Consider the following 15,421-nt stretch of genomic DNA (forward strand, 5'->3'; position numbering starts at 1 on the left):
CCCGGCGCCGGTCAGCGTGCCGAGTCCAGCCGGGTCCGCTGCTCGGCGGTCAGCTCCAGGTCGACCGCGGCCAGGCTCTCCTCCAGCTGCGCCACCGAGGAGAAGCCGACGAGCGGGACGGCCGGGATGTCGCCGCCCATCAGCCAGGCCAGCACCACCTGGTTGACGGTGGCACCGGTCTCGGCGGCCACCGCCCGCAGCGCCTCCAGCCGGGCCGGAGTGGCGGGCACCGCGTACTCCTCGCCGAGCCGCTCCGGCCGGACGTACGCGCCCTTCAGCAGCGGCGAGTACGCCACCAGCGTGAGCTGCGGCTCGGTGCGCAGGTAGCTGAGCAGGTCCGGGCCGACCCAGCCGACGTCCCCGTCCCGGTCCAGCTCGCTCGGCACGTCCAGGCGCCGGGGCAGGTAGCTGCGGTGGTACTGCAGCACCTCGTACCCGGGCAACCCGGCCGCGGCGGCGAGCGCCCGCGCCCGCTCCACCCGCCAGGTGCGGTGGTTGCTGGCGCCCAGCAGCCCGACGGTGCCCTCGGCGACCAGCTCGGCGAAGCCCTCCACGGTCTCCCCCAGGGGAACCGTGTGGTCCTCGATGTGGGCGTAGAGCAGGTCGATCCGGTCGAGCCCGAGGCGCTCCCGGCTGCGCTCGGCGGACTCGCGGATCACCTTCGCCGACAGCCCTTCGGGGTTGTCGACGTAGCTGGTGCCCGGCGCGAGCGGACGGGCGCCCAGCTTCGTCGCGATGACCACCTCGTCGCCGATCCCGCGGCTGCGCCGCCAGCGGCCGAGCAGTTCCTCGCTCTCGCCACCCTGGCCCCCGTTCTGCCAGAAGGCATAGTTGTCCGAGGTGTCGATGAAGGTGCCGCCCGCCTCGACGTACCGGTCGAGGATGGCGAACGAGGTGGCCTCGTCGGTGGCGGTGCCGAACAGCATCGCGCCGAGACTGAGCACACTGACCTCGCGGCGGGTGGCCGGGTCCGTGCCGATGGTGCGGTAGCGCATGTCTTCCTCCCCGTCGAAGCGTTGCCGGTCACCCTGCCCCTTCGAGTGCGCGCGAAGTCAACAACGGAGGGGCCCCGGGTCTCCCCGGGGCCCCTCCGACGTGTGACTGCTCAGCTCGGGATGTAGTCGAACTCGTCCGGGTTCGGGCCCGTCCGGCCGGCCTCGCCCCGGTCCAGCGAGGTGAGCCGCTCCATCGCGGTGTCGTCGAGCGTGAAGTCGAAGATCGCGAAGTTCTCCTCGATCCGCTTCGGCGTGGTCGACTTCGGGAAGACGATGTCGCCGCGCTGCACGTGCCAGCGCAGCACCACCTGGGCCGAGGTCCGGCCGACCTGCTCGGCCACGTCGACGACAGTCGGGTCGTCGAGCACCTTGCCCTGCGCGATCGGCGACCACGCCTCGGTGAGGATGCCGTGCGCCTTGTCGTACGCCCGCACCTCCTCGTTGCCGAGGTACGGGTGCGCCTCGATCTGGTTGACCGCCGGCACCACGTCCGCCTCGGCGGCCAGCCGCTCCAGGTGCGCGACCTGGAAGTTGGACACGCCGATCGACCGGACCGTGCCCGCGTCACGCAGTTCCTCCAGCACCTTCCAGGTGGAGACGAAGTCGCCGTCGTAGCGGGTGGGCAGCGGCCAGTGGATCAGGAACAGGTCGAGGTAGTCGAACTTCAGCTCCCGCAGCGACTGCTCGAACGCCTTGCGGGCGTCGTCCGGCCGGTGGAAGCCGTTGTTCAGTTTGCTGGTGACGAAGACCTCGCCGCGGTCCAGGCCGGAGGCGCGCAGCGCCTGACCCACCTCGGCCTCGTTGCCGTACATCTGGGCGGTGTCGATGTGCCGGTAGCCGACCTCCAGCGCGGTGCCGACGGCCCGGACGGTGTCCTTCGGCTCGATCTGGAAGACGCCGAAGCCGAGCTGCGGGATGGTGTTGCCGTCGTTGAGTGCGATGTCCGGAATGCCGTTCTGGGCCATGAGAGCCTCATCTCCGATCGTGCGGTGCCCGGGGCGTGTCCGTGCCGACCGCCTCCCGGCCGTGCCAACCGGATGTCTCTACCCGCTCGCCACGCTTCCTCACATCGGGGACGAGCGTCAACCCCAGATCGACCGCGCCCACTCGGGGTGGTCGACGAACGGGTTGCGGTTGCCCTGCCAGCGCTCGTGGATGCGCTGGTTGCGGCGCTTCTCGAAGGCGTCCGGCGGATCCTGGTCGTTCCAGGCCAGCAGCTTCGACAGCCGCCCGAGGCGGGGTGCGGAGCCGTTGGAGACCGAGTCGTTCGGTTCCAGGTCCGGCCAGCCGTCGTCGCCCTCGTACCGGATCGCCATGTAGAGGATCATGCGGGCCACGTCGCCCTTCACCGCGTCGCGCGGCTCGAACGAGTCGGCGTCGGTGTAGCAGCCGGGCGCCTCGGCGACCGTGCCGCCGCCCGCATCGAAGTCCTTGTTGCCGCGCAACGAGTTGACCGACACGTCCTCCGGGCGAAGGTGGTGCACGTCGGTGCCGGGACCGGTGGCGGTGCCGAAGTCGCCGTGCGACTTGGCCCAGACGTGCTCCCGGTTCCAGTCGTTCGCGCCGCCGCCGTTGCTCGTCTTGCTCTGTGACCGTCCGCTGTAGAGCAGGACCACGTTCGCCGGGTTGGCCGGATCCTGGTCGGTGTCCTTCAGCGCGTCCCACACCTGGTCGTAGCTGAGCTTCGTCTGCACCCTGATGATGCCGTGCAGCGCGGTGCGCAGCGCCGTCCCGGTCTTGCCGGACGCAGCCGCGTAGTAGGCGTCCGGCGCGGCGGTGCCGGTCGGGCTCGGGGTCGGCGTGGGACTCGGCGTGGTGCCGCCGCCGAGGCTCATGGCGGTCGGGTTCTTCAGCCCGCCGTGGCTGAAGTACGCGGTGAGCGTGCCGGTGGCGGTGACCTGCCGCCCGCGCAGCGACGGGTTGGTGAGCAGCCCGAAGGTGCTCCGCCAGGCGGCCGTCACCTGCACGTACAGCATCCGGGCGGTGCCGGTCTCGCCGGCCTGGTCGGCGATGGCGATCGCGGTGTCGGCGGTGAAGCCCGAGGTGAGCACCGTGGTGGTGGCGGTGGGCTGGCCGATGACGTAGCCGGTGACGGTGGCCGTCCGGCCGTCCTGGGCGGCGAGGGCCTGCGCCACCGTCAGTGTGGTCGCGGCCGACGCGGCGCCGGTGACGCCGAGCGGGAACGCGACCGCGACGGTGAGCACGACCGCCGCGATCAGCCGCCCGGGTCGCGAGCGGGTGACGCACTTGATATTCATGATCAGCGATGTTAGTCGGATCGGGGTGAACTGCGGGAGGTCAGCGGGCCAACTTCTCGTCCCGGCCGGCCTCGAACAGCACCGGCCACGGCCGGGCCGCCGGGGCGAGGAGCGCCGGCCCGCCCGGTTCGTCGGGCGCGGCGAGCGTCTCGGTGGCGAGGTGGCCGAACATCGGCGGGGCGGGGTGCGCCGCACGGATCGGCCAGGCCGCGGAGATCCGCCGGACCAGCGGCGTACCGGTGATCGGCCGCCACGCGACACGTGGTTCCCGGCGGGCCAGCGCGGCGGGCTCGACGGCGACCGCGCCGCCGGCGAGGAGCAGACCGAACAGGAACTCCGGGTTGCGCGCGGGGCGGACCCGGGCCGGGGCGAAACCGTGCTGCCGGCACACGGTCAGCAGATGCTCGTGCCAGCCCGGAGCGGTGGCCGGTGGCGCGGTGACCAGGTCCATGCCGGCCAGATCGGCGAGCGCGATCTCCCGCGGTCGAGCCAGTGGCGAGGCCCGGGGCAGCAGCACACCCACAGGTACGTCCACCGGCTCACCGAAGCGCAGCCCGGCCCCGTCGACCGGATGGTGCAGCAGGCCGACGTCCAGCCGCCCGTCCGCGAGCATCCGGTGCTGCTCGGCGCTCGTCAGTTCGTGCAGGTCGAGGGCGAGCCCGGGCGCGCGGGCCGCGAGCGCGTCGAGCAGCGCGCGCAACGTCACGGCCGGGGTCTCCGGGGGTACGCCGGCACGCAGCACCCCGAGCGCGCCCCGGCGGACCCGGTCGGCGAGGTGACGCAGCCGGCGTTCACCGGCCAGCAGCTCGTCGGCCTCGCCGAGCAGCAACTGGCCGGCGGTGGTGAGGCCGACCTGGCGCTGTGACCTGTCGAACAGGGTGACGCCCAGCTCCCGCTCCAACCGCTGGATCGACTGGCTCAGCGGCGGCTGTGCCATGCCCAGCGTCTCGGCGGCCCGGCCGAAGTGCAGTTCCCGGGCGACCACCACGAAATGCCGCAGGTGCCGCAGCAGGTCCATCCGCGCACCCTAGCGTCGCCGCTGGTTACCGTGTCGGCGTGGATGTGGCGGAACGGGTCGGGGAGATCTTCGGGCGGGCCGGGGTGCGGGGTTGCCTGCACGTCGTGGACGTGGACGACCCGACCGGCGGTGAGGTGGCGCTGCGCGCCGACGAGCAGATCGTCATCGCCTCCATCTTCAAGATCATGGTGGTGCTGGAGTTCGCCCGGCAGGCGGCCGCCGGCCAGCTCGACCCGACCGAACGGGTGCTCGTCGGTGCCGCCGACCGGCTCGGCGGCTGGGGTGTGGCCGGCTGCGCCGACGACGTGGAGGTCTCCCTGCGCGACCTCGCGTACCTGGCCATGTCGGTGAGTGACAACACGGCGGCCGACCTGCTGCTGCGCCGGATCGGGGCGGACGTGCTGCCGATGCTGGCCGCGGAGCTGGACCTGCCGCGCACCCGGATCGTCGGCGGCCCCCGGCAACTCGTCGAGACGATGCTCTCCGACGTGGGCGCACGCACCGAGGCGGACTTCGCGCGGATCTTCCCCACCCTGTCGCCCGAACAGGTCCGCGCGATGCGGGTCTTCGACCCCGAGCACACCAGCTCCAGCACCGCCCGGGAGCTGACCCGGCTGCTCCGCCTGGTGTGGCGGGACGAGGCCGGCCCGGCGCCCGCGTGCGCCATGGTCCGGGAGCTGATGGCACGGCAGCTCTTCTGGACCCGGCTGGCCGCCGGTTTCCCACCCGGGGTCCGGGTCGCCGGGAAGACCGGCACCCTGCCGGGACTGCACCTCGAAGCCGGCGTCGCGGAGTACCCCGACGGCCGCAGGTACGCGATAGCGGTGGCGGTACGCACCGAACGGCTGGCCGCCCGCCGGATCGACGTGGACCTGGCGATGGGGGAGGCGGCCCGGACCGCCGTCGATTCGTTGCGTTGATCCGGGCCGGGCCACCGGCCTGGCCTGCGGTGATATCGGTCCGGATATCGGTCGTTGCGCTCGTCGATCTTGGACATCGGCGCCGGCGGGGTGGTGGTCTGGGCCTACCGATCACCGATCCCGAACGGGGAGGACGACACATGCCCGAGAACCAGCCGTCCGGCTACGCCCGCCGTCGACTGCTACGCGACACCGCGGTCGGCGCCGCCGCCGTCACCACCGCCGGACTCGTCGTCGGCGCCCCGGCCCGCGCCGCCGGGCCGAGCCCCGTCGCCGCGCCGAGCCGTGCCGCCGGCGGTACGCGACGCGGCGGCGCGGTGAGCTTCCGCTGGTGGGGTACCTCCGGCTGGCGGATCGACATGGGGGACCGGACGGTGCTCGTCGACCCGTACCTGAGCCGGTACGACACCGGGCTGTTCCGGAAGCCGTTCAACCCCGACACCCGGCTGACAGTGGCCGCCGACGTGGTCGACCGGCTCGCCGACCGGGCGGAGAACGTCTTCGTCACCCACACCCACTGGGACCACTTCAACGACGTGCCGCACATCGCCGCCCGGACCGGTGCCCGGGTCTTCGGCACGCTCACCGCGTATCACCTCGGCCTGGCGTACGGGCTGCCGACCGGGCAACTGGCCCCGGTCAAGGGCGGCGAGGTGCTCGACTTCGACGGGTACACGGTGGAGGTGGTCGGCTCGCTGCACAGCCGGAATCCCACCTGGTCGATGGCCTTCCCCGGGGTACGGGTCACCCGGCCGCCGCGTCCGGAGACGATCGCTGACCTGCCCGAGGGCGACACGCTGGCGTACCAGATCCGGATCGACGGCGGCCCGTCCGTGTTCTTCATGGGCGCCAGCGACTTCGACGAGCGCAAGCTGAGCGGACTCGCCCCGGACGTGGCGATGGTCGCCTCCGCCGCCACCACGGCGACCGCCGACTACGTGCCCCGGCTGATGGCCGCGCTGGACCGCCCGAAGGTCGTGGTGCCGGTGCACTGGGACAACTTCGAGACGCCGCTCACCAACCCGCCGACTGTCGCCGACAGCGACCGGGAACGCCTCGACGCCCTCGTCGCCGAGGTGCGCCGGGTCTCGCCGCGCAGCCGCGTGCTGGTGCCCGAGTACCACACCGCGTACCGATTCTGACGGCGCCGCTCAGGAGGCCGCCAGCCGGGCGTAGACGTCGCCGGAACGACCGGCCGGGCGGTACGTCTCCAGCAGGCGCACCAGCTCGGCCGCGTCCAGCCACCTGTCGCTCGCGAACCGCATGGTCTCCACGGGCGAGTAGTTGTAGCGGTAGCCACCCGCCGACGCGCCCAGCCGTTCCACCAGCTCCAACGCGGCCAGCGCGGAGTCGTGCGCGGGCGGCAGGTACTCGAACGACAGCCCGCGCACCGGACGGCTCAGCCCGGCCAGCACGTCGACCTCGAAGCCCTCGACGTCGACCTTGCAGAACGCCGGTACGCCGTGCCGCTCGATCAGGTCGTCCAGCGTCACCACCGGCACCTCGACCGACCGGTCCCAGCGGACCCCGGCGAAGCTCGGATCGGCGGTGACCGACTCGATCCACGACGACGACATGGTGGACACCGTCGGAGTCGCGCTGGACAGCTCCAGCCGCGCGCTCCCGGACCGGGCGCCGACAGCCGTCGGCTCGATCGTCACGCCGGCGTCCCGCCCGAAGCCCAGGCGCAGCACCCGCAGGCAGTCCGGCTGCGGCTCCACCGCCACGACGCGCGCGCCCAGCCGTCGCCAGGTACGCACCCGGCCGCCGACGTGCGCGCCGATGTCGAAGCCGAGGTCGCCGGGGGAGAGGAACTGCCCGTAGAGCTGCCGGGCACGCCGGTGCTTGGCCGGCTGTCCGTGGTAGACGGCCAGGGAACGGGTGATCCCCCAGGCCCGCGCGAGCATCGTCACGACATCCCTAACTGTGAGTGGTGGACTTCGGTCCGAACGCGTGCAGGAACCGGTCGCGGAACGACTCCATCGGCCAGACCGGGGCCTGCGGGTCGGGGTTGAGGCCGTCCTGCCAGCCCCACCCGGCGATGCGGTCGAGCACTGCCGGGTCCTTGGCGACGACGGTGATCGGCACGTCCTTGCCGGCTCCCTCGCCGGTGACCGCCCGGGCCGGCTGGTGGTCGCCGAGGAACACGAGCACCAGGTTCTCGTCACCGTAGCGCTGCACGTAGGAGATCAGCGTGCGCAGCGTGTAGACCACCGACTGCCGGTACGCCTCCCGGGTGCCCTCCGCCGAGCGGTCGGCACGCGCGGTCCCCTTGTACACCGAGCCGTCCCCGACGTCGTCCCAGTCGACCAGCGGCGGCACCGGCGTCCACGGAATGTGGCTGGACAGCAACGGGATCTCGGCCATCACCGGCGCATGTCCGGGTCCGCGCTCGCGGCGCTGGAACGTCGACAGCGTGTACTGGTCCGGCGGTGAGGAGAAGCTGAACAGCGGCCCCCGGTAGCCGAGTTCCTTCACCCCGTACACCTGGTCGGGGGAGAAGAAGTCGGCCTCCGGCCAGGCCCGGGTGAGTGCCGGCATGACCAGCGTGGTCCGCCAGCCGGCGCGCTTGAACGCGCCGTTGAGGGTCAGGTGGTCGCTGCGGACCAGGTTGGTGTAGCGCAACTGGTTGTCCGCCCGGATGCCGCTCATCAGGGTGGCGTGCGCGAGCCAGCTTCCGCCGCCGGTGGTGGACGAGGTGAGGAACGCGCTGCGGCTGCCGTATCCGGCCGCGCGCAACTGCCGGGTCCCCTCGTCCAGGACGGCGTCCACCTCCGGCGCGAGGTCCGGGTCCTCCAGCGCGACCCGGCCGTAGCTCTCCACGAACGTGAACAGCACGTCCTTGCCGCGCAGCGCGGTCAGCAACTCGTCGCCCGGCACGTTCTGGAACGGGTCGCCGGCGAGCTGCGTGTTCAGCGTCTCCTGGTCGTTGAGGCCCGCCCGTACCTGCCGGGCCCGGTCGTAGAGACCGGACGCCACCGTGTCGGCGGCGACCGGGACGCCCGGCACGATCTGTGCGCCGAGCACGGCGCAGACCACCCAGGCGGCGGCGAACGCGGTGGTCGCGCGCGCGGTGACCCGCCGGTGGCCGGCCACCACCCGGGTCAGCCGCCGCACCGACAGCGTCACCAGCAGCGGTACGGCGAGGACGGCGACCACGGCCAGCGCCACCGCGCCCACCTCGGCGGTCCGGCCGTACGACTCGGACAGGAACTCCGCGCCCGCGCCGAGGAACGTCCAGTCGGCGATCAGGTCGAAGGGGCGGTCCAGCACCAGCGAGAACCCGAGGTCGGTGACCTTGAGGACGAGGACCAGACCGAGCAGCGCGCCGAGGATCGTGGCCACCACCCGGCGCGGACGCGGCCGCAGGACCAGCAGCAGGGCCACGCCGATCAGCCCTTCCACCGGGATGCGCAGGAACGCGCGGGGGGTGAATTCGTTGACCTCGCTCGGCGCGACGAGTGCCACCAGCACGAGCACGGCGGCCAGCGCGGTGACCATCGCGGCGAGCACCCGCCGGGTACGCCGGCGGCCGGTCTGCCGGGCGTCGGCTGCATCGGCGTCCGGGGCGCCGCCGTCCTCGCGTGTGTCGGTGTCCGGAGTGGTGCGGTCCGGGACCCGGTCGCCCTCGGTCGTGGTGCCGGCGTCGTCGTCCGCCGCGCGGGACAGGTCGGTCACCGGTGCCGACCGCCGACCTCGGCGGGCTGCCGGGCGATCCGCACGCCCGGCGTCCACTCGGGCCGGTGACCCGCCGGTGCGGGGGAGACCGGCGCGGCCGGGAGCGCGCGCGGCGCCGGCCGTACGCGGTGCCGCCACAACCAGGCGACGTCACGGCCGAACGACTCGACGAGCATCGCGAGCGCGCCGAGAAGCACCGCGACTGCGAGCAGCCGGGACAGGACGCCCGCCGCCACCACCGCCAGCGCGATGCCCTGCGTGGCGGCCACCACCTTGCGCCAGTAGCGCGGCGGCAGCGAACCGCGCATCCAGGGCAGCACCCAGCCGGCGGCGACGAAGACGTACCGCATCGCGCCGATCACCAGCACCCAGGCGCCCACCTGGTCGGCGACGTATCCGCAGAGGACCAGGACGAGGAAGGAGTCGACCTCCATGTCGAACCGGGCGCCCAGCGCGCTCACCGTGCCGGTACGCCGGGCCACCTGCCCGTCGACCCAGTCCAGCGACAGCGCCACCGCGCTCAGCACGACGAGCACCGGCACCACGATCGGCTCGCGGAACGAGTCGACAGTCAACGCGGCAACGCCACCGGCGAGCGTCGCCCGGGTCAGCGTCACCCAGTCGGCCGGCCCGAGCCGGTCCGCGCCCGAACGCCGCAGCCCGTATCCGAGCGCCGCGACCGTCACCACCCCGAAGAGCAGACCGGCAAGCCAGCCGTACGCGCTCAGGCCGACCGTGCCGGCCAGGGCCGCGAGTACGCCGACCTGGAGAATCGCCCCCGCGAATGGATCAGTTCGAAGTGCGGACACCATGCCTCCGAGGTAGACGTCACGAACCACACGTGTGTACGGAGAACATGCCCGAACAGTTCGTTCTGATACCGGAAACGCGCCAGCAGAAGTAGCGGCACCGGCAGCTCCGCACGTTTGTTTGTTTGCACGTAAGTACGTACTTCCGTACTATCGCTGCCGTGGCAAGCGTGGAGGAACGGCTCGCGGCCCTGGAGGCCCAGGTGGCCCGGCTCGTCGGCGAGCGGGACGCCGGAGCCGGCGCGGCGACCGGCGAGGTCGCGCCGGCCGACGCCCTCTGGGCGCTCGGCGGCCTGAAACAGCGGATACCCGCCGACGGCACCGGGGCGGTGCTCTACACCGGCACTGTCCGCACCGGGGACCGGCACTACGACTGGCAGTACGGCTCCACAGTCGACGACCTGCTCGACGATGACTGGCCCGCTCTGGCCGGCACGCTTACGGCGCTGGCGCATCCGGTGCGGCTGCGGCTGCTGCGGGAGATCCTCGGCGGGCGGCACGGCACCGCCGAACTGGCCGACCTCGACGGGCTCGGCACCACCGGTCAGCTCCATCATCACCTGCGGCAACTCGCCGCCGCCGGCTGGCTGCGCAGCGGTGCCCGAGGGCGCTACGACATCCCGCCCGAGCGGGTGGTGCCGCTGCTGGCCATCCTCACCGCAGCCCGCCGCTGATCCGGACATCCACCCCGACGGAAGGCAGCACCATGCGTACCCCGATCGTTCTCGCCGTCGCCGCCGGCCTCGCCGCCACGGCCGTGGCCGCCGTCCGGAAGCCCCGGCCACCGCGCCTGGGCCCGCAGCAGACAGGCGACGCGGACCTGGCCGCGACGGTCCGGGCCGCCGTCGACGACACCGAAGGGCTGCGCGGCCTCGCGGTCGCCGTGATCGAGGGCGACCGGGTCCGCGTCGCGGGCCTCGGCGAACGGGCGCGCGGTGGGCCGGCCGTCGAACCGGGCACGCCCTTCGAGATCGGCTCGATCGCCAAGCCGCTCACCGGGATGCTCCTGGCCCGGCAGGTGGCGGCCGGTGCGGTCGACCCCGACGACCGGCTGGCCGCCGTCCTGCCCGGCGTGACCGGTCCGGCCGGCGGCGTCACGCTCGCCGAACTCGCCAGTCACCGCGCCGGGCTGCCCCGGCTGGCACTCGGCTCCACGGGTGCGACGATCCGCATGTGGTGGGCGGCGTCCACGGCCGGAAACGCGTACGCCGGCTACGACGTGGACCGGATCGTCGCCGTCGCCGCGAACACCGAGCCGGGCGGAGACCGCGGCACCGTCTCCTACTCGAACTTCGGCGCGGCGCTGCTCGGCCAGGCGCTGGCGGCCCGGGCCGGCGTCGGCTACCCGGAACTGCTGCGCCGGGACGTGCTGCGTCCACTCGGCATGACCGCCACGCTGGCCGCCACCGAGGCCGGGCACCTGCCGGCCGGGCGGGCCGAGGGCGCCACCGCCGCCGGCCGCGCCGCCGACCCGTGGCTGGGCGCGGGCTACGCCCCGGCCGGCGTCGGAATCTGGTCCACGGCCGAGGACCTGGCCCGGCTCACCGCCGCGATGCTCGCCGGCACCGCCCCCGGCGCCGACGCCGCCATGCCCCGCTTCGACGCCGGGGACGACGGCCGGATCGGGTACGGCTGGTTCACCAGCCGGCACGGCGACCGGGAGATCGTCTGGCACAACGGGGGAACCGCTGGCTTCCGGGCGATCCTGGGCTTCGACCGGGCCGCCGGCCGGGGCGTGGTGGTGCTCGGCAACACCACGCGCGACGTGGACCCGATCGGCCTGCGACTGCTCGACGGCTGAGGTGACGCGGCGGTCAGCGGGCCCGGTCGGCGGTGTCCTCGTCGCGCCGGGCCAGCGCCGAACGGCGGTAGCCGTACAGCGCGTAGACGACCGCGCCGAGCAGGAACCAGGCGCCGAACCGCAGCCACGTCACCGGGTCGAGGAACGTGATCAGCCAGATCGAGAACACCACGCCGATCGCCGGCACCACGGGCATGCCGGGGAGCCGGAACGTCCGCGGCGCGTCCGGGCGGCGGTAGCGCAGCACGATCACCGCCACGCACACCACCACGAACGCCAGCAGGATGCCGATGTTCGTCAGCTCGGCGGCCTGCCGGATCGGCAGGAAACCGGCGATCAGCGCCGAGCCGACACCGACGATCCAGGTGACCCGGGTCGGTACCCGGCGTACCGGGTGGACCTTGGCGAACCAGCCGGGCAGCAGCCCGTCCCGGCTCATCGAGAACCACACCCGGGTCACGCCGAGCATGAACGTGAACATCACGGTGAGGATGCCGATGATCGCCCCGACCGCGATCACACTGGCCAGTCCGGAGAGCCCGACCGAGGCGAACGCGGAGGAGAAGCCGCTCTCCGGGTCGATGTCCCGGTAGTTCTGCATGCCGGTGAGCACCAGCGTGGCCAGCACGTACAGCACCATCGAGATGACCAGCGACCAGATGATCGCCTTGGGCATGTGCCGGCGGGCGTCCCGTGACTCCTCCGCGGCGGTGCTCATCGCGTCGTACCCGAAGACGGCGAAGAAGACGGTGGCCGCGCCGGTGATCGCGCCGCCGACGCCGAACGGGAAGAACGGCGAGTAGTTGGCGGTCTTCACGTGGAAGAAGCCGACCACGATCACCAGCAGCACGACGGCGACCTTGAGGCCCACCACGAACGTCTCGAACCGCGCGGCGGCCTTGATGCCCCGGGTCAGCAGGAACGCGATGAGCAGGCAGAGCACCACCGCGAACAGGTCCACCCGGTGCCCGTCGCCGGTGCCGGGCGCGCCGAGCATCCAGGCCGGCAGGTCCGCGCCCAGCTCGTTGACGAGGAAGCCGAAGTAGCCGGAGATGCCGATGGCCACGACGGCGACGATCGCCGTGTACTCCAGCAGCAGGTCCCAGCCGATGAACCAGCCGACCGCCTCGCCCAGCACCGCGTACCCGTAGGTGTAGGCCGACCCGGCCTTGGGGATCATGCCGGCGAACTCCGCGTACGAAAGCGCGGCGGCGGCGCTGGCCAGACCGGCGATCAGGAACGACACCAGCACGGCCGGGCCGGCGGTCTCGTTCGCCACCGCCCCGGCCAGCGCGAAGATGCCCGCGCCGATGATGCCGCCGACCCCGATCGCGGTGAGCTGCCACAACCCCAGTTCGCGGGAGAGGCCCGCGTCGGTCTCGTCGGCGATCTGCTCGACCGGCTTGCGCCGGAAGATGCCCTGTCCCACGGCCATGCCGGTTCCTCCCGTCGCACCGACGTACTCCGGCCGGGCCGCCGCCGTCCGGCGAGCCGCACCCGTATGGACGAACGTAGATGCTCGGCGCGAAGATCGCAGCGCGACCGCGGCGGTCAGCCCGGCGGTGGGCCGGCCACCAGCCGCCAGTACTGCCGTTTGCCCTCGTCGCGGACCACGACGCCGAGCCGGGCCAGCTCCCCGTGCAGCTCCCGGGTCTCGGCGTCGTGGCCGCCGTCGAGCGCCCGCTGCCGGGCGCGTAGCAGGGCGTCCGCGCCGGGCGGCAGGCCGGGCAGCCCTTCCACCCACCGCCGGTACGCGTCCCGGTGCGGGTCCTGGCCGGTCCACGGCCAGCCCTGCCTGGTGAACGCCTCCCGCAGCCGCTCGGTGTCCAGGTCGGACTTCTCCCGGGCCAGCTCGCCACCGGCGGTGTCCAGCAGCACCAGTGCCTTTCCGTCGACGAACACCCCCGCCACGTCGGCGCGGGCCAGCTCCCGGCCGTGCCCGTCGCGGTGCAGCCGTACCGTCCGGTGCCCGACCGTGACGGTCAGCCGCTCGCGGACCGCCACCACCGCCAGGAACAGGCCGCCGAGCAGGCCCACAGCGGCCCCGATCGGGTACGACCGCTCGTCCGGCCACCGGGTGAGCAGCTCGAACAGGCCCTGGAACGGGAACCAGGCCAGCCCGGCGATCCAGCCGGACAGCGCGGTCAGCCCGGCGCCCAGACCTGCCCCCAGCAGCGGGAATCCCGCCCACATCAACACCAGCTCGCCGCGTCCGCCGTCGACCACGACGTCCTCGCCGGGTTGCCGGACGGCCACGGTCAGGACACCTCCCGGCGCATGGTGCGGACCAGACCGGCGACCAGCGGCAGGAGCACCCAGACGGCGAGCGAGACGCCGAGCCGGCCCCACTGCCCGCCGGTCATCTCGGCGCCGAGCAGCGGCTCCATCGTGTACGAGGTGTCCAGCCAGCGGGCCGGCTCACGCAGCGCCGAGATCATCGCGGCGAGCAGGCTCCACACGGTGGGCAGCAGCAGGTAGGCGACGATCGCCAGCGGCGTGTTCAGCAGCAGCAGGCCGAAGGCGGCGCCCATCAGCACGTTCACCACCTGGAACACGGCCGCGTGCGGCAGCAGTTGCCAGTCGAACGTCCAGGCGCCCGCCCCGCCGGTGGCGCGGGCGGCGAGCGTGCCGACGACGGCGACGGCCAGGCTGACCAGCACCGAGGCGAGCGCGGCGAGCACCACCGCGACGAGTTTGGCGACGATCACCCGTTCCCGGCGCGGCACCAGCGCGAACGTGGTGAGCGCGCTGCGCTGCGACCACTCCCCGGTGATGGAGAGGATGCCGAGCACCGGCAGCAGCAGCCCGACCGGCAGCAGCGACGGGGTGAAGAAGGCGGTGAACGTCTGGTCGGCCGCGTCCACGACGAACAGCTGCACCACCACGATCACGGCGGCGATCAGCCCGATCGTGATCAGCAGCCAGCGTCCGGCCCGGGTGTCGGCGAGCTTGCGCAGTTCGACGGCGGTCAGCCGGGCCAGCGTCGGTCCGGCGACGGCGGCCTCGGGACGCGGCGGCGCGGGGGTACGGGTGGCGGTGGTCATCGGACGGCCTCCTTGGTCGACGCGCCGGCGGTGAGGGTGAGGAAGAGTTGTTCCAGGCCGCCGCTGCCGGCCGGGCGCAGCTCGGTGAGGACCAGTCCGGCGTCCGCCGCGGCCTGGCCGACCTCGCCCGGCTCGGCCCGGACCACGAAGCCGCCGTCGGTGCCGGCGGTGGCGGGCAGCGCGGCCCGGTCCAGCGTCAGGCGCAGGGCGTGCGCGTCGCGGGCCCGCACGAGGGTGCCGGCGCCGGCGAGCAGCTCGTCCTTGCCGCCCTGGGCGACCACCCGGCCGCCGCCGATCACCACCAGCCGGTCGGCCACCGCCTCCACCTCGCGCAGCAGGTGCGAGGAGAGCAGCACCGTGCCGCCCCGGTCGGCGAAGTCGCGCAGCAGGCCGCGCATCCAGAAGATCCCCTCCGGGTCGAGGCCGTTGGCCGGCTCGTCCAGGATCAGGACCCGGGGGTCGCCCAGCAGCGCCAGCGCCAGGCCGAGCCGCTGCCGCATGCCCAGGGAGTACGCGCCGACGCGGCGCCGGGCCGCGGTGTCGTTCAGTCCGACCTGGTCGAGTGCCGCCGCCACCCGCCCCCGGTCGACGCCCATGGTGCGGGCGGCGAGCGTGAGCGTCTCCCGTCCGGTCCGCCCGGTGTGCTGCGCTGAGGCGTCGAGCAGCACGCCGATCTCCCGCCCCGGGTTGGGCAGCTGCCGGTACGGGCGGCCACCGACAGTCGCGCCACCCGAGGTGGGCGGCGTCATCCCGCAGATCATCCGCATGGTGGTGGACTTCCCGGCGCCGTTCGGCCCGAGGAAACCGGTCACCGAACCCGGTTCGCACCGGAACGTGACGTCCTCGACGGCGGTGTGCGGGCCGTACCGCTTGGTGAGCTGGTCGACTTCGATCATGC

General features: G+C 73.3%; 15 protein-coding genes. 4 read left to right on the forward strand and 11 right to left on the reverse strand.

What is annotated here, in order from left to right; genetic code table 11:
• Nucleotides 1-11 precede the first annotated feature (11 nt).
• The 4 genes from O7546_RS03955 to O7546_RS03970 form a co-directional block, all read right to left on the reverse strand.
• Nucleotides 12-995 (reverse strand): aldo/keto reductase, encoded by a 984-nt coding sequence (locus tag O7546_RS03955; protein WP_194799509.1) that lies wholly within the window; start codon nucleotides 993-995, stop codon nucleotides 12-14.
• Between the two features lie 110 nt (nucleotides 996-1,105).
• Nucleotides 1,106-1,960 (reverse strand): aldo/keto reductase, encoded by an 855-nt coding sequence (locus O7546_RS03960; protein ID WP_281600482.1) that lies wholly within the window; start codon nucleotides 1,958-1,960, stop codon nucleotides 1,106-1,108.
• 117 nt (nucleotides 1,961-2,077) lie between these two features.
• The gene (locus tag O7546_RS03965; protein ID WP_194799510.1) at nucleotides 2,078-3,253 is read right to left on the reverse strand and encodes an endonuclease; all 1,176 of its coding nucleotides are present in this window, start codon (nucleotides 3,251-3,253) and stop codon (nucleotides 2,078-2,080) included.
• Nucleotides 3,254-3,293: 40 nt separating this feature from the next.
• The gene (locus tag O7546_RS03970) at nucleotides 3,294-4,271 is read right to left on the reverse strand and encodes a LysR substrate-binding domain-containing protein (RefSeq protein WP_281600483.1); all 978 of its coding nucleotides are present in this window, start codon (nucleotides 4,269-4,271) and stop codon (nucleotides 3,294-3,296) included.
• Nucleotides 4,272-4,309: 38 nt separating this feature from the next.
• Here O7546_RS03970 and O7546_RS03975 point away from each other — a divergent pair, with 38 nt between their 5' ends.
• On the forward strand, nucleotides 4,310-5,191 hold the full coding sequence (locus O7546_RS03975; RefSeq protein ID WP_194799512.1) for a serine hydrolase: 882 nt from the start codon (nucleotides 4,310-4,312) through the stop codon (nucleotides 5,189-5,191).
• A gap of 140 nt (nucleotides 5,192-5,331) precedes the next feature.
• Nucleotides 5,332-6,333, forward strand: a complete 1,002-nt coding sequence (locus O7546_RS03980; protein ID WP_281600484.1) for an MBL fold metallo-hydrolase — start codon at nucleotides 5,332-5,334, stop codon at nucleotides 6,331-6,333.
• 9 nt (nucleotides 6,334-6,342) lie between these two features.
• Here O7546_RS03980 and O7546_RS03985 read toward each other — a convergent pair whose 3' ends face one another.
• From O7546_RS03985 to O7546_RS03995, 3 genes are read right to left on the reverse strand one after another with little or no spacing between them, the layout of a single operon-like run.
• Nucleotides 6,343-7,098: an FkbM family methyltransferase gene (locus O7546_RS03985; RefSeq protein ID WP_281601137.1), complete on the reverse strand. Its 756-nt coding sequence runs from the start codon at nucleotides 7,096-7,098 to the stop codon at nucleotides 6,343-6,345.
• Between the two features lie 13 nt (nucleotides 7,099-7,111).
• Nucleotides 7,112-8,869, reverse strand: a complete 1,758-nt coding sequence (locus O7546_RS03990; protein WP_281600485.1) for a sulfatase — start codon at nucleotides 8,867-8,869, stop codon at nucleotides 7,112-7,114.
• The gene (locus tag O7546_RS03995) at nucleotides 8,866-9,681 is read right to left on the reverse strand and encodes a CDP-alcohol phosphatidyltransferase family protein (protein ID WP_281600486.1); all 816 of its coding nucleotides are present in this window, start codon (nucleotides 9,679-9,681) and stop codon (nucleotides 8,866-8,868) included. Before O7546_RS03995 ends, O7546_RS03990 begins: the two co-directional genes overlap by 4 nt.
• A 158-nt stretch (nucleotides 9,682-9,839) precedes the next feature.
• Here O7546_RS03995 and O7546_RS04000 point away from each other — a divergent pair, with 158 nt between their 5' ends.
• Both O7546_RS04000 and O7546_RS04005 read left to right on the forward strand, forming a co-directional pair.
• Complete coding sequence (locus O7546_RS04000) at nucleotides 9,840-10,352, forward strand: helix-turn-helix domain-containing protein (RefSeq protein ID WP_281600487.1); 513 nt, start codon at nucleotides 9,840-9,842, stop codon at nucleotides 10,350-10,352.
• Nucleotides 10,353-10,384: 32 nt separating this feature from the next.
• The gene (locus tag O7546_RS04005; RefSeq protein ID WP_281600488.1) at nucleotides 10,385-11,479 is read left to right on the forward strand and encodes a serine hydrolase domain-containing protein; all 1,095 of its coding nucleotides are present in this window, start codon (nucleotides 10,385-10,387) and stop codon (nucleotides 11,477-11,479) included.
• A gap of 13 nt (nucleotides 11,480-11,492) precedes the next feature.
• On the opposite strand, the gene O7546_RS04010 is transcribed toward O7546_RS04005, so the two are convergent.
• The 4 genes from O7546_RS04010 to O7546_RS04025 form a co-directional block, all read right to left on the reverse strand.
• A complete protein-coding gene (locus O7546_RS04010; RefSeq protein WP_194799516.1) occupies nucleotides 11,493-12,914 on the reverse strand; it encodes an amino acid permease in 1,422 nt (473 codons plus the stop codon).
• A gap of 116 nt (nucleotides 12,915-13,030) precedes the next feature.
• Complete coding sequence (locus O7546_RS04015) at nucleotides 13,031-13,735, reverse strand: hypothetical protein (protein WP_269696213.1); 705 nt, start codon at nucleotides 13,733-13,735, stop codon at nucleotides 13,031-13,033.
• A gap of 2 nt (nucleotides 13,736-13,737) precedes the next feature.
• On the reverse strand, nucleotides 13,738-14,523 hold the full coding sequence (locus tag O7546_RS04020; RefSeq protein ID WP_269696214.1) for an ABC transporter permease: 786 nt from the start codon (nucleotides 14,521-14,523) through the stop codon (nucleotides 13,738-13,740).
• Nucleotides 14,520-15,419 carry an ATP-binding cassette domain-containing protein gene (locus tag O7546_RS04025; protein WP_281600489.1) on the reverse strand — a complete coding sequence of 300 codons (900 nt, stop codon included), beginning with the start codon at nucleotides 15,417-15,419 and terminating at the stop codon, nucleotides 14,520-14,522. The genes O7546_RS04020 and O7546_RS04025 overlap by 4 nt, the downstream gene beginning before the upstream one ends.
• Nucleotides 15,420-15,421: the final 2 nt, after the last annotated feature.

The organism is Micromonospora sp. WMMA1976, assembly GCF_027497335.1.
GTDB lineage: Bacteria > Actinomycetota > Actinomycetes > Mycobacteriales > Micromonosporaceae > Micromonospora > Micromonospora aurantiaca.